The following is a 13801-nucleotide window of genomic DNA, read 5'->3' as shown; positions in this document are numbered from 1 at the left end:
CCCCGGACCGGCTCAGGCGTCGACGGTCAGGTGCAGGGAGACGACGTCACCGACCTCGATCTCCTCCGCACGCAGCACCGCGAACTTGAGCGGGACGGCATACCCACCGTCCTTGGGGAACAGCGAGGTGGTCCACCGCGTCCGCCCGATGCGGGCGGCGACGGGGATCATGCCCCACCCGTAGCTCACCTGGGCCGAGACGGCCTCGAGCGCCCCGCACTCGTCGTCGGGGACGGAGACGAAGTGCCACGGCGCGGGTCCCTTCCAGAACCACACGGGACCGGTGAACTCGAGCTCCATGGAAGCAGGATAGGAGCGCGGTCAGGCGAGGTCCGTCACCTCGCGAACACCCGGAGGTGCGGGCCAGTCGGGCGCAGGTGAGACTGGGTCACCGTGACCCGCCACCACCTCACGCCCACCCGCGACCACGTCGTCCAGACCATCTCCCGAGACTCCCCGCCGGCCCTGCGGGTGCTGCCCGGCGACACCGTGGTGGTCGAGTCGCTGGACTCCGGTGGCCACCTCGAGCCCCAGCAGGTCCCTGGTGAGGAGCGGCCCCGGATGTTCGTCCCGCGGGAGGGCCACTGCCTCACCGGCCCCGTGGAGGTGGTCGGCGCCCGACCCGGCGACGTCCTGTCGGTGCACTTCGCGGCCCTGGTCCCGGGCCCGTGGGGGTGGACGGCCTCCGGAGGCACCGACACCTGGCTCAACCAGCGCCTCGGGGTCGACACCGCCCGCGGCGACCTGCTCTACGCCATCGACGCAGCGGCCGGGGTGGCCCGCAACCAGCTCGGGCACGAGGTGCGGCTCGCGCCGTTCCTCGGCGTCGTGGGGGTCGCGTGCGACGTCCCCGGCGAGCTGTCGACCGTGCCGCCGCGCCCCGAGAGCGGCGGCAACATCGACTGCCGCGACCTCGTGGCCGGGTCCACCCTGTACCTGCCGGTGAACGTGCCCGGGGCCCTGCTCACCGTCGGCGACGGGCACGCCGCGCAGGGCCACGGTGAGGTCGGCGGCACCGCCATCGAGTGCCCCATGACCTCCGAGCTGGTGCTCGACCTCGCCGACGACCCGCCCCTGCGGTCGGTGCACGCGCTCACCCCCGACGCGAGGCTGACGTTCGGCTTCGACGCCGACCTCAACGCCGCCACCGCCGCCGCGCTGTCGGACATGCTGACCTGGCTGGAGCACCTGCTGTCCGTGCCCCGGCCCCAGGCGCTGGCCCTGGCCAGCGCGGTCGTCGACCTGCACGTCACCCAGGTCGCCAACCGCACGTGGGGCGTGCACGCAACGCTCCATCACGACGCACTGCCCCCCGGCGTGCTCGACCGCGCCTGAGCGGGTCGCGACGCGGGACCTAGGGCCCTGAGGCCGGGCTGCCGCGGGCAGTCTGCTGGACACGGGTACGGCGCCCCCGGCGCCCCCCGGCGCCTCCGGGCGTCCGTGCACCCGTCGTCGAAGGACGCCATGACCCTGACCACCGCCGTCGACCGCGCACCGCGCTCGGCCGTGGGGCGCGCCGCCACCGAGTCCGTGGAGGCGGTGCTCGCCTCGCTCGGGGTCACCACCGGGCACGGGCTGTCCGCGGCAGAGGCCGCGCAGCGCCGCGAGGCATACGGGCCCAACGCGGTCGCCACCCACCGCGCGAGCGCGCTGGCGGTGCTCTCCCACCAGCTCCGCTCGCCACTGCTCCTGCTGCTCGTGCTCGCCGCGGCGGCGTCGGCCCTCGTCGGCGAGGGGCGCGACGCCCTGATCATCGGCGTCATCGTCACCCTCTCGGTCGGGTTGGGCTTCGGCAACGAGTACCGCGCCGAACGGGCCGCCGCCGCCCTGCACAGCCAGGTGCGGCACCGCGCGCTGGTCGTCCGCGACGGGGGGTCGGCGCTGGTCGACGTCGAGGAGGTCGTCCCGGGCGACCTGGTGCGGCTGCGGGTCGGTGACGTCGTGCCTGCCGACCTGCGCCTGGTGGAGGCCGAGGAGCTCGAGTGCGACGAGTCCGTCCTCACCGGCGAGTCCCTGCCGGTGACGAAGGGCACCGACCCCGTCGGGCCTGGCACCCCCCTCGCCGACCTGACCGGGGTCGCCCTGATGGGCACCGTCGTGCACGCCGGCGCGGGCCTGGGCGCGGTCGTCGCGACGGGCACCGCCACCGAGCTCGGCGCCATCGCCACGGGCCTGAGCACGCACCAGCTCGACACGACGTTCCAGACCGGGCTGCGCAGGTTCTCGCTCCTCCTGGTCCGCGTCGCCGGCACGCTGACGACGTCGATCTTCGTGGTCAACCTCCTGCTCCACCGGCCGGTCATGGACTCGCTGCTGTTCTCGCTGGCCATCGCCGTGGGCATCACGCCCCAGCTGCTGCCCGCCGTGGTCGCGACCAGCCTTGCCGCCGGGTCGCGGCGGATGAGCCGCCGCAAGGTCCTGGTCAAGCGCCTCGTCTGCATCGAGGACCTAGGCGACGTCGACGTCCTGTTCACCGACAAGACCGGGACGCTCACGGACGGGAGGGTCAGCTTCGCGCGGGCCATCCCCGCGGAGGGGTCCCGGGCGCTCGACGTCATACGCCTCGGGCTGCTGTGCACCGAGGAGGGCTCCGCACCCGGTGCCGCCCTGGGTGCCAACCCCTTGGACCAGGCCCTCTGGGCGGCTCCCGCCGTGGACGCGATGGCCGCCTGGCTCGCGGGCCACACCCGGCTGCACAGCGTCCCGTTCAGCCACCACACGCGCACCATGTCGGTCGTGGTCCGGGACGCGGCGGGTGCGGTGACCACCGTGACCAAAGGCGCCCCCGAGGCGGTCCTCGAGCGGTGCCGCGACGTCCCCGCCTCCGCGCGGGCACGGCTCGCGGCGGAGTTCGATGCCGGCAGCCGCGTCGTCGCGGTGGCGACCGCGCCCGGTCGCGCCGTGGACCTCCCGGCCGTCGACCTGCACCTCGTGGGCCTGCTCGTCTTCCTCGACCCGCCCAAGCGGGGCGTCGAGCGATCCCTTGCCCGCCTGCGCGGGCTGGGCGTGACCGTCAAGCTCGTCACCGGGGACAACGTGGCCGTCGCCACCAAGGTGTGCCGCGACCTCGGCCTGTCGGGCGGTCCGGAGGACGTCCCCCTGGAGGGCGGCGACCTCGACGCGCTCGACGACGCCGCCCTCGCCAGCGCCATCGGCCGGACGTCGGTGTTCGCCCGCGTGAGCCCCGAGCAGAAGGCCCGCATCGTCCGGGTGCAGCGGCTGAGCACCGGTGGGGTCGCCTTCCTCGGCGACGGGGCGAACGACGCCCTCGCCCTGCACGCCGCCGACGTCGGGATCTCGGTCGACTCGGCCACCGACGTCGCCAAGGACGCCGCCGACGTCATCCTCTTGGAGAAGGACCTCGACGTCCTCGCCGACGGGGTCGCGGAGGGACGGCGCATCTTCGCCAACACCATCAAGTACGTCCTCATGGGGACGTCGAGCAACTTCGGCAACATGTTCTCGGCGGCGGGCGCCTCGCTGTTCCTCGCCTTCCTGCCGATGCTGCCGTCGCAGATCCTGCTCAACAACCTGCTCTACGACACCAGCCAGCTGGCCATCCCGACCGACGGCGTCGACGAGGAGCAGCTCCGACGGCCGTCGCACTGGGACATCGGGTTCATCCGCCGCTTCATGCTCGTCTTCGGGCCGCTCAGCTCGGTGTTCGACTTCGCGACGTTCTGGGTGATGCTGCACGTCTTCCACGCCGGCCCTGCGCTCTTCCGGTCGGGGTGGTTCGTGGAGTCCCTCGCGACCCAGACCCTGATCATCATCTCCATCCGCACCCGGCGCGTGCCGTTCTTCCGCAGCCGGCCGAGCGTGCCGCTGGTGGTCGCGGTCCTCGGGGCGCTCGGCGTGGGCGCCGTGCTGCCCTCGAGCCCGCTCGGGCCGGCCCTGGGCTTCCGCCCCCTGCCCATGGGCTTCTTCCTCACCCTCGCGGGCATGGTCGCCGCCTACCTCGTGCTCGTCGAGGTGGGCAAGACCTGGTTCTACCGGGCGGCCCCCGTCGTGCCGGTCCTGCCGGCGCGCACCACCCGCCACCTGCGCAGCCGCGTGTGGCGGTTCACCACGGGCCACCACCTGCCACCCACGGCACCCTCCGTACCCGGCCGGGACGGCCGCGGCCCTGCCTGACCGCCGCACCCTGAGGTCGCGGGGCGAAGGTCCCTCCCCTGCACCGGCCCCGGACGCGACGGTGGAGGGGACCCGAGGAGACAGCCATGACGACCGCAACCCTGAGTCCCACCGCCCAGCCCCGCTACCCCGTCCACGTCGACGGCGCGACCACGCCGACCGGCTCACGCTGGCTGTGGCTCGTGAAGTGGCTGCTGGTGATCCCCCACATCATCGTCCTGACCGTGCTGTGGATCGCGTTCGCGGTGCTCAGCATCGTCGCCTTCGTCGCCATCCTCGTGACCGGCCACTACCCCCGCGCGCTGTTCGAGTTCAACGCCGGCGTGCTGCGGTGGAGCTGGCGGGTCTCCTACTACGCGTATGGCGCCCTCGGCACCGACCGCTACCCGCCGTTCACCCTCGCGGAGGTCCCGGACTACCCCGCGCACTTCGAGGTCGACTACCCCGAGCACCTCTCGCGCGGGCTGGTGCTGGTGAAGTGGTGGCTGCTCGCTCTCCCCCACTACGTCGTGGTCGGCCTGCTCGTCGGCACCGGTTCGTGGATCGCCACCGACGACACGCGCTGGCGCACCTCGTGGGGAGAGGGTGGCCTGATCGGACTGCTGGTGCTCGTGGCCGCCGTCGTGCTCGGCGTGACCGGCACCTACCCGCGCCCCCTCTACGACCTCGTCCTGGGGCTCAACCGCTGGGTGCTGCGGGTCGCCGCGTACGCCGCCCTCATGACCGACGCCTACCCGCCGTTCCGCCTCGACCTCGGCCCCCACGAGCCGGACGTCATGGCCTCGCTGTCGCCGGACCCGGCGCCTCCCACGGGCCCTGCGCCCTCCAGCGCGGCACCGATGACGGCGGCGCCCGCCGGCGCGGCACCCATGACCGCGGCACCCCTCGCGGCAACGCCCGTCGCGGCACCCACGCCATCGACGCCCACGGCTGCAGTGCGCCCGGGCTGGACGCCCGGGCGCACCGTGGCCGTGGTGCTCGGCGCCCTGGTGTCGATCGTGGCGCTGACGATCGCCGTGGGCGGCGGCGCGCTGCTCGTGGCCGACCGGACCATGCGCCACGACGGCTACGTCACGGTGCTCGACCGCCCGGTGGACACCGCTGGGTATGCCGTGTCGGCCACCTCGCTGGACCTGCAGACCATCGCGTCCGGCAACGACATCGCCGACCGGGTGCTGGGACGGATGCGGATCCAGGTGACGCGCCAGGGCAGTGGACCCGACGTCTTCGTCGGGATCGCCCCCAGCGCCGACGTCGAGCGCTACCTCTCAGGCGTCGCCCGCACGGTGCCCGGGCGTCGAGCCTCCCTGGACCGCGACATCGCGGGGGCCGCGCCGAGCACCCCTCCGACCGCGCTCGACACGTGGGTGGCCCGGGCCACCGGCTCTCCGGGCGCCGAGCTCTCCTGGTCACCGCGCAACGGTGACTGGGGCCTGGTCGTCATGAACGCCGACGGCTCGGCGGCGCTGAGCGCGAACGTCGTGGCCGGTGCCGAGCTCCCGTGGCTGGGCACCGCCGGTACCGTGCTGCTCGTCGTGGGACTGCTGGTCCTCGCCCTCGGGGTCGTCATGGTCTCGGTCGCCGTGCTGCGCGCCTCGACCCGTCCGGCGGCCCAGCCGTGACTCGCCGCACGCTGCGGGTCACGGCGGCTGCCGCGCTCGTGCTGCTCCTGGCGTCGTGCGCTGCTGCCGGCAACGACCTGGCCGCCTCCGGGAAGGACATCCCGGGGTTCTGGCTGGGGCTGTGGCACGGGGTGATCAGCCCCGTGACGTTCATCGTCTCCCTCTTCCGCGACGACGTCGGCATCTACGCGGTGCGCAACTCCGGTGGGTGGTACGACTTCGGGTTCCTGTTCGGCGCGTCCGTGGTGTTCTCGAGCGTCGGGCGGTCGGGGAGCTATGCCGCACGTGACTCGAGGAGCCGCGCCGGGAGGCCGGCCCGCCGCTCGTCGGGACCCGCCTGAGCGGACGGTTCGCGTCCGCTTCGTGTGGGAGCCTTCACACGTGGAGGCGACCAACCCGACGGCCCGCGCCCTGCTGTGCCTGGAGCTGCTGCAGGAGTCCCCTGGCACCACGGCCGAGCGGCTCGGTGAGCGGCTGGGCGTCTCCTCACGGGCGGCCCGGCGCTACGTGGGGATCCTGCGTGAGGCCGGCATCCCGGTCGAGTCGGTGCGTGGGCCCTACGGCGGCTACCGCGTCGGTCGCGGGCTGCGGCTCCCGCCCCTGACGTTCAGCGCTTCGGAGGCGCTCGGCCTCGTCATGGCGGTGCTGGACGGGCACCATGACGCGGGTGACACGACCGACCCCGTGGGGAGCGCGCTGGCCAAGATCATCCGCGCCCTGCCGGAAGACGTTGCAGCGCAGGCGGAAGCGGTCCGCCGGGCCACCTCGCCCGCCCCCGACCGCGCGGCGGTCCGACCGGACCCGGCGACTGCCGCTGCCCTCGTGCGGGCCAGCTCCGAGCACCACCGGGTGCGGCTGTCCTACGCCTCGGAGTCGGGGCGCGAGTGGACGGTCCAGGTCGACCCGTGGGCCGTGGTGGTGCGCCACGGCCGGTGGTACCTGCTGTGCCTGGCTCGCCCGGCGGAGCAGGACGCCGGGGTCCGCACCTACCGGGTCGACCGCATCCGCGAGCTCGAGGTGCTGGCCGACCCCTTCACCCCACCCACCGGCATCGACCCCGTCGCGCTGCTCGAGGAGCACCTGGCCAGCGGGTGGGAGCACTCCACCGAGGTGGTCGTCGACGCCCCGGCCGACGAGGTGGCTCACCACCTGCCCGGGGGCCTCGGGCGCCTCGAGCAGGTGGACGCGACGACCTCCCGGCTCGTCGGCAGCACGAGCGACCCGTGGTGGTACGCCCAGCAGCTGGTGCGCCTGCGCGCCCCCTACCGCGTCGTGGGCGGACCGGAGCTCCAGGCGGCCGCCCGCGAGCTCGGCGCACGCCTGTGGTCGGCCGGCGCGACCGAGGACGAGGTCGACCGAGCCATGCCCTGAGGGGCCGCGGTCAGTGACGCGCAGGGCCGTCCGAGCCTGCCGCCCCGTGACTGGCGCCGTGGCCGCGGTGCCGGTGCGAGCGGTCCTTGGGCGGGGTCCTCGTGCCGCCACGGCTGAGGAAGACGAACAGAGCCATCAGGAGCAGGATGACTCCCAGTCCGACCAGCACGAACCACGGGTCGATGGGCACGATGTCCTCCTTGGGTCGTCGGGGTTGGTCACCTCCCATGATGCCCCTCTTCGCCACGCCCAAACCGGGTCTGGCCCCGCTGTTCCCACGCCCCGCCCGCGACGCCCGGCTCGCGACCACCCCGACCGTCGGCGAGGCTGGTGGGACACCGGTCGACCGCACGAGAGGAACCCCATGGTCGAGCTGCGACCACGCCTGATCACCACGACGGCGCCCTCGTCGCCGCACGGTGCCGTGCTGCTGCTGCACGGGGGCGCCGCGCGACGCGGGATGATGCGGGTGAGCCCGACCCAGCAGTCCGTGCTCCGCATGGTGCCCATCGCCGCCCGGGTCGCCGTGGCCGGCCGGGGCCGGCTCGTCGTGCAGCGGCTGCTCAACTCCCGGCGGGGCTGGGACGCCCACCACACCCCGGTGCGCGACGTCGAGTGGGCGCTGGCCCAGCTCGCCGAGCGGTATGGCCCCGAGATGCCCGTGTGCCTCGTCGGCCACTCCCTGGGTGGACGCGCGGCGCTGCTCGCGGGTGGCGCCCCGGCGGTGCGCAGCGTCGTCGCACTGGCGCCGTGGCTCTACCCGCACGAGGGGCACGTCGGCCTCCGCGGCAAGAGGGTGCTGTTCGTGCACGGCGACGGCGACCGGGTCGCGAGCCCGTCGCGGTCGGCCAGCGTCGCCAGGGACCTCGAGCGCACCGCGGACGTCGGCTACGTCACGGTGGCGGGTGGGCGGCACGCGATGCTGCGGCGGCACCACGTGTTCGACGGCGCTGCAGCGGACTTCGCCACCGCGACCCTGCTCGGCGCCGAGGTCGGGGGCGCGGTGGGCAGGGTGCTGTCCGGCGACCGGTGGTTCGAGGTCTGAGACCTGCCGTCGGCGCTCCGGTCAGGGCCAGAGCGCGAGCTCGTCGGCGCGCGGTGCGCGCACCACCTCCGAGGGCGTCCCGAACGTCATCACGGCTTGGTCCTGCGGGTTCCACTGCGGCCACCCGGGGTCGCTGTCGGTGACGAACCGCACCCAGGCGGCGTGCATCTCGTCGGCGAGGCCCTGGGGGGCGTCCGGGCCGACCATGAAGCCGCCGTCGCCGACGGTGTCGAAGACGAACGGCAGCTCGAGCGCGTGGCTCGCGCCGAGGTCGGCCACCGTGGTCTGCCAGGCGAACTCGTACTGGTGGACGGCCCCGCCCGCGCCGTGCTGCGCGGTGGCGAGGTCACGCGTGGGGGCGCGGAAGCCGGCGTCGGTGAGGATGGCCGCGGCGACATCACCGGGAGAGGCGTCCGGACGGTTCGCCGAGTAGGTCTCGACCGCCCCGGCCGGCCACCCGTACCGCGCGGCGAGGACCGGCAGCGCAGCCTCGGTGACCGTCCCGGCGATGCCGGTGGGCACGAGGAACAACCGGAACTCCTCCCGGGTGGTGCCCAGCAGCAGGGGCACCCCCGCCGCGGCACCGGCCGCCAGGGCCGACAGCGGCACGTCCGGCACGACGTCCCCGTCGACGACCGGGAAGGTGCTCATGATGCCGAGGCCGCCGCGCAGGACGCTGGCGCCCCAGCGCCGCGGGTCGGGAGCCGACTGGATGGCCAGCGCGAGGGCGGTCTGGGCGGCGACGACCGCCTGCGGGTCGAGCGCGCCGAACGCCTCCGCGGTGGGCGGCACGCCGAGCATCGTGGCCAGCTCCGCCGCCACGAGCCGGGCGTCGTCCAGCGTGCACACGGCCGCGGCGCCACCGCTCTGGACCACCGCCTGGTGGAACAGCCCTCGTGCAGCCGGTGAGGACATCAGGGTCGCGACGCTCATGGCTCCGGCCGACTCGCCGACGATGGTCACCCGGCCCGGGTCGCCCCCGAAGGCGGCGACGTTGTCGCGCACCCACTCCAGCGCGGCCACCTGGTCGCGCAGGCCGAGGTTGGTCGGCGCGCCGTGCAGCGCGGCGAAGCCCGGCACGCCGAGCCGGTAGTTGACGCCGACCACGACCACGCCGTCACGGGCGAAGGCGGTGCCGTCGTAGGTCGGCACGGAGTTGGCGCCGCGGACGAACGCCCCACCGTGGATCCACACGAGCACCGGCAGGCCAGAGCCGCCTGAGGGCGCCCAGACGTCGACATTGAGGTAGTCGTCACCCGGGGTCACCGAGCTCGGCAGCAACCGGTCCATCGGTGTCGGGTACGGCGACTGTGCCGCGGTCGGCCCGTGCCTCGTGGCGTCCCGCTCCCCCTCCCACGGCTCGACGGGACGAGGCGCGCGGTAGCGGTCGGCACCCACGGCGGGGGCGGCGTACGGGATGCCCAGGAAGGTGTCCACGCCCTCGCGTCGGGAGCCGCGGACGGCGCCGCCGCTCACCTTGGCGACGGCGGTCCGGGTGTCTGTGGGGGGCGTGCCTGCAGCGTCCATACCTGCCATCCAACCTCGTGGGCATACGTCCCGCACGGGTTAGGCGCGACCGCGTCCGGCTCTCCTACCCAGCCCCGAGGCGATGGAGGCGACGGTGGCGACCGCCGTGGCACCGACGGCCGCGGCGGCGACCTGCGGGTAGTGGTGGGCGACGACCTGCTGCCAGCTGCGCGTCTTCGCGCGCGCGTCGAAGGTGCCGTGCGCGCCGAAGTCGCGTCCCTCGGGGCCGTCGGCCGGCTCCCACATGTTGACGGGCTGGTCGGGGTCGCGCGGCTCCCCGGTCTGCTGCGAGGAGTACCCGGTCCGCGCCAGGTAGCGGTCGAGCAGGCCGGGCGCCACTGCGTTGGCGACCAGGGTGCCGACGGTGGAGGCCCCCACCCAGTACTCCCGCCGCCGCGGGTGGTCGGCCGCGAAGGCGACGGCGCGGGCCGCCACCTCCGGCTGGTAGATCGGCGGCACGGGCTGGGCCTTCTGCGGCAGCTTCGAGAGCACCCAGGTGAACTGCGGGGTGTTGAGCGCCGGCATCTGCACCATGGTCACGCTGACCCCGCTGCGGTCGTGCAGCAGCTCGCAGCGCAGCGACTCGTGGAAGCCCTGCACGGCGTGCCGGGCGCCGCAGTAGACCGTCTGGAGCGGGACGCCTCGGTAGGCCAGCGCGGACCCCACCTGGACGATGACGCCCCGGTCGCGCTCGCGCATGCGCCGCAGCACCGACATCGTGCAGTGCACGTAGCCGAGGTAGGTCACCTCGGTCGCCCGCTGGTACTCCTGCGCGGTGATCTCGTGGAACGGCGCGAACACCGACGTGAACGCGCTGTTGACCCACACGTCGACGGGCCCGAGATCCTGCTCGATCTGGGCCACGGCCTCCTCGACGGCCCCGGCGTCCGCGACGTCGACCGGCACGGTGATGACCTCCGCCGCCCCCGCGCGCCGCGCCTCGTCGGCGGCCGCGTCGAGCCCGGTGGTGCCGCGCGCGAGCAGTGCGAGCCGGTCACCCCGTCGGGCGAACTCCTGGACGCACGCGCGCCCTACTCCCCCGCTGGCCCCCGTCACGGCTACCACTCGGCTCATGCGCCACCTCGTTCCTGTCCGTGCCTGGTGTCCGGTCTGCCCGGGATCTCAGGCGATGCGTTCGTCACCCTCGCGGATGACCCGCAGCCACCTGTACCCGTAACCGTCGAGGTCAACCTCCACGGTGGGCGTGCCCGCACCGCCGCGTTCCGGTTCCAGCCGGTAGTCCGAGAGCAGGTCGGTGAGGAGGACGACCGGGGGCAGCCCCTCACCCTCGAGCGCAGCGAGCGACAGCGGCACCCGGCAGGCCTCGGAGCCGAGGTTGTGGACGGCGATGGTGGCCCACTCGTCGAGCCGGGCCACATGGGCCAGCACCGCCGGGAACGGCTGGTCCATCACCTCGAACGCGCCCCACCCCAGCTCCGGCGACTGGCGGTAGCGGCGCACGAGCTGGGCCATGAAGGTCCACAGCGAGTCGGGGTCGTTGCGCTGGGCCGACACGTTGACGTGCTCGGGCCCGAACGCGCCCTCGGTCAGCGGTCGTGCCAGGCGCCTCGGTGCCGCGCTGGAGAACCCTCCGTTGCGGGCCTCGCTCCACTGCATCGGCGTCCGCACGGCGTAGCGGCCAGGGACCTCGAGGTTCTCCCCCATGCCGATCTCCTCGCCGTAGAAGAGCACCGGGCTGCCCGGCAGGGAGAACATCAGCGAGTAGGCGAGCCGGATCCGCCTCGGGTCGCCGTCGAGCATCGGGGGCAGCCGGCGTCGCAGGCCGCGCCCGTAGAGCTGCATGGCGGGGTCGGGGCCGAACGCGTCGAAGACCTCCTGCCGCTCCTCGTCGCTGAGCTTGTCGAGGGTGAGCTCGTCGTGGTTGCGCAGGAAGTTGACCCACTGGCTCTCCTCGTCGACGGGCGGCCTCCCCTCGAGGGCCTCGACCAGTGGGCGCGCGTCGCCGCGGGCCAGCGACAGCCAGGTGGCCTGCATGCCGATGAAGTCGAACTGCATGGTGAGCTCGTCGCCGTCGGCCCCGCCGAAGAACGCCTCCTGCTCCTCGCGGGGCACGTTGACCTCACCGAGCAGGACGACGTCACTGCCCCGCCGGCCGCAGAACGCCTTCACGTGGCGCAGCGTCTCGTGCGGGTCCCACACGAACTTCTCGTCCTTCTTGGGCAGCACGTCGCGGGCGAACAGGAACGGCACGGCGTCGATGCGAAAGCCCGAGACCCCGAGCTCGAGCCACAGGCCCATGACCTTGACGATCTCCTCGCGCACCTCGGGGTTGGCGGTGTTGAGGTCGGGCTGGGTCCGGTAGAAGTTGTGCAGGTACCACTCGTCGGTGCGCTCGTCCTTCTCCCAGATGCTGTCCTCGCGGTCGGGGAACACCACCAGGGCCGAGGTGTCCGGCGGCGTCGTCGAGCGCCACACGTAGTAGTCGCGGTACGGGTTGTCCCTGCTCTTGCGCGCCTCCTTGAACCACGGGTGGTGGTCCGAGGTGTGGTTCATGACGAAGTCGAGGATGACCCGGATGCCGCGCGACCGTGCCGTCCGCACCAGCTCGACGAAGTCGCCGAGGTCGCCCAGGCGCGGGTCCACGGTGAGGAAGTCGGTGATGTCGTAGCCGTCGTCGACGTCACGGGTCGGGTAGAGCGGCATGAGCCACAGGCACGTCACCCCGAGGTCGGCGAGGTAGTCGATGCGCCGGGCCATGCCGACGAGGTCACCCTGGCCGTCGCCGTCGGTGTCGAGGAAGGTCTGGACGTCGGCGCAGTAGAACACCGCCGTCTTCCACCACAGGTCTGCCGTCTTGGACATCTGCACCGGACCTGACTACCACCGTCCGCGCGGCTCGACCACCCTCGTGCGGCGCGCTACCCCTCGACGCCGGTCGCCTCGTGGGAGGACCCCACAGGCTTGGACTCCGGTGAGCCGCGCTCACGCAGGTAGATGCTGAGGACGACCATGCTGCCGACGGCGAGGAACTCCGACTGCCAGTTCTGCAGCGTGCGGTTCCAGAAGTCGGGGGCGGTGAGGTACCCGGTCCAGCTGAGGGGGTCCTGAAGGTCCTGGAGCTGCTCGGCGTTGTAGGCGCTGCGGCCGGCCACCAGCTGGGCGCTCCACGACCCCAGGAAGACCACGCCCATGACCAGGCCGAGGGACCGCGAGTAGAGCGAGGTCCGCCAGCCGCCGACCCGGGCCCAGAGGGGTGAGCTGTCCTCGGCGTACCGCCCGACCTTCTGGTCCTGGTCGGACTCCCGGCCGGCCTTGTCGAGCGGCTTGGACTCCGGAGAGCCCTTCTGCAGCAGCCAGACCGTGAGCAGGATGTAGAGCAGGAACTGGAGGTACTCCGACTGCCAGTTCTCCGCCACGTCGACGGCGAACTGCGACGACGTGACGTACTCGAGCATGGTCAGGGTCGGCAGCCCCGCATCGAGGGCGTTCTCGTTGTAGAAGGCCTGCCCCGACACCGCCTGCCCCACCAGCGCCCCGAGGAGCAGCAGCGTGAAGGCGAGCGTGAGGCTGTTCTCCCGCAGCCACCGCCTCATCGGTGCGCCACCCCGATCGCGATGCAGTAGGCGAGACCCAGGACGATGAACGCGAGGTAGCCGGCGAAGAGCGTGCGCACCTAGTCCCCCTTGATCTTGCAGTCGTAGGGGCGGTCGCCCCGGGACGTGCAAGCCGCAGCCGTGACCCGCCAGCCGTCCCGGAACCGCGCGAGGAAGACGGTGTCCGTGGAGAGGTGGACGATGGCGTCCTTGCCGTAGAGCTGGACCTGGCGGACGATGCCGCCGGCCGGACCCACCTGCAGGGGCAGCGAGCTGTCGCAGGGACCGTCGGTGGACTCGAGCTCCTTGCGCGTCTCGGGTGCCAGAAGGTCGCAGGCAGTGGCCGGCGAGGCCTTGGCGGACGACGCGAACGCGAGGGCCGCGGAGCCGGCGTTGTGGTTCTCGACGTTGCCCTGGCCCACGCAGCCGGCCAGCACCAGGACGGTCGCGGCGAGCAGAGCCGGTGCGGGACACCGGTGCACGGTCCAGCGCCGAGTCGCTGACGACCGCCGAAGACGGGGACGCTTCACGAAACCTGACTCTAACCA

13 protein-coding genes are annotated in these 13801 nt (G+C 73.3%); 6 read left to right on the top strand and 7 right to left on the bottom strand.

Annotation, left to right across the window (positions count from 1 at the left end):
* Positions 1-12: 12 nt before the first annotated feature.
* The gene (locus tag ASG70_RS16800; protein WP_056884991.1) at positions 13-300 is read right to left on the bottom strand and encodes a DUF1905 domain-containing protein; all 288 of its coding nucleotides are present in this window, start codon (positions 298-300) and stop codon (positions 13-15) included.
* Between the two features lie 93 nt (positions 301-393).
* Between ASG70_RS16800 and ASG70_RS16795 the strand changes: the two genes are divergently transcribed.
* The 5 genes from ASG70_RS16795 to ASG70_RS16775 all read left to right on the top strand — a co-directional run bounded on the left by ASG70_RS16795 (position 394) and on the right by ASG70_RS16775 (position 7127).
* Positions 394-1335 (top strand): acetamidase/formamidase family protein, encoded by a 942-nt coding sequence (locus tag ASG70_RS16795; protein WP_056884990.1) that lies wholly within the window; start codon positions 394-396, stop codon positions 1333-1335.
* Between the two features lie 129 nt (positions 1336-1464).
* A complete protein-coding gene (mgtA, locus tag ASG70_RS16790) occupies positions 1465-4134 on the top strand; it encodes a magnesium-translocating P-type ATPase (protein ID WP_082590959.1) in 2670 nt (889 codons plus the stop codon).
* Positions 4135-4220: 86 nt separating this feature from the next.
* Positions 4221-5756 carry a DUF4389 domain-containing protein gene (locus tag ASG70_RS16785; RefSeq protein WP_056884989.1) on the top strand — a complete coding sequence of 512 codons (1536 nt, stop codon included), beginning with the start codon at positions 4221-4223 and terminating at the stop codon, positions 5754-5756.
* A complete protein-coding gene (locus tag ASG70_RS16780) occupies positions 5753-6097 on the top strand; it encodes a hypothetical protein (RefSeq protein WP_056884988.1) in 345 nt (114 codons plus the stop codon). Before ASG70_RS16785 ends, ASG70_RS16780 begins: the two co-directional genes overlap by 4 nt.
* Before the next feature lie 40 nt (positions 6098-6137).
* Complete coding sequence (locus ASG70_RS16775) at positions 6138-7127, top strand: YafY family protein (protein WP_056884987.1); 990 nt, start codon at positions 6138-6140, stop codon at positions 7125-7127.
* Between the two features lie 10 nt (positions 7128-7137).
* Here the strand turns inward: ASG70_RS16775 and ASG70_RS16770 are convergent, their stop codons facing one another.
* Entirely contained in the window at positions 7138-7317 is a 180-nt protein-coding gene (locus ASG70_RS16770) for a hypothetical protein (protein ID WP_056884986.1), read from the bottom strand.
* Positions 7318-7491: 174 nt separating this feature from the next.
* Here ASG70_RS16770 and ASG70_RS16765 point away from each other — a divergent pair, with 174 nt between their 5' ends.
* Positions 7492-8172, top strand: coding sequence for an alpha/beta hydrolase (locus ASG70_RS16765; protein WP_056884985.1), 681 nt, complete (start codon positions 7492-7494; stop codon positions 8170-8172).
* A 21-nt stretch (positions 8173-8193) separates the two neighbouring features.
* Here the strand turns inward: ASG70_RS16765 and ASG70_RS16760 are convergent, their stop codons facing one another.
* The 5 genes from ASG70_RS16760 to ASG70_RS19750 all read right to left on the bottom strand — a co-directional run bounded on the left by ASG70_RS16760 (position 8194) and on the right by ASG70_RS19750 (position 13735).
* Entirely contained in the window at positions 8194-9699 is a 1506-nt protein-coding gene (locus tag ASG70_RS16760; RefSeq protein ID WP_056884984.1) for a carboxylesterase/lipase family protein, read from the bottom strand.
* A 39-nt stretch (positions 9700-9738) separates the two neighbouring features.
* A complete protein-coding gene (locus ASG70_RS16755) occupies positions 9739-10773 on the bottom strand; it encodes an SDR family oxidoreductase (RefSeq protein ID WP_056884983.1) in 1035 nt (344 codons plus the stop codon).
* A gap of 48 nt (positions 10774-10821) precedes the next feature.
* Positions 10822-12528 carry an alpha-amylase family protein gene (locus ASG70_RS16750; RefSeq protein ID WP_056884982.1) on the bottom strand — a complete coding sequence of 569 codons (1707 nt, stop codon included), beginning with the start codon at positions 12526-12528 and terminating at the stop codon, positions 10822-10824.
* A gap of 50 nt (positions 12529-12578) precedes the next feature.
* Positions 12579-13253, bottom strand: coding sequence for a DUF6766 family protein (locus tag ASG70_RS16745; RefSeq protein WP_056884981.1), 675 nt, complete (start codon positions 13251-13253; stop codon positions 12579-12581).
* A gap of 80 nt (positions 13254-13333) precedes the next feature.
* On the bottom strand, positions 13334-13735 hold the full coding sequence (locus tag ASG70_RS19750; RefSeq protein ID WP_200949322.1) for a hypothetical protein: 402 nt from the start codon (positions 13733-13735) through the stop codon (positions 13334-13336).
* Between the last annotated feature and the right edge of the window lie 66 nt (positions 13736-13801).

This window comes from Phycicoccus sp. Soil748 (assembly GCF_001428025.1).
Classification (GTDB): Bacteria; Actinomycetota; Actinomycetes; order Actinomycetales; family Dermatophilaceae; genus Pedococcus.
The sequence above is the reverse complement of the archived record's forward strand: the minus strand, read 5'-3'. Positions and strand labels throughout refer to the sequence as shown.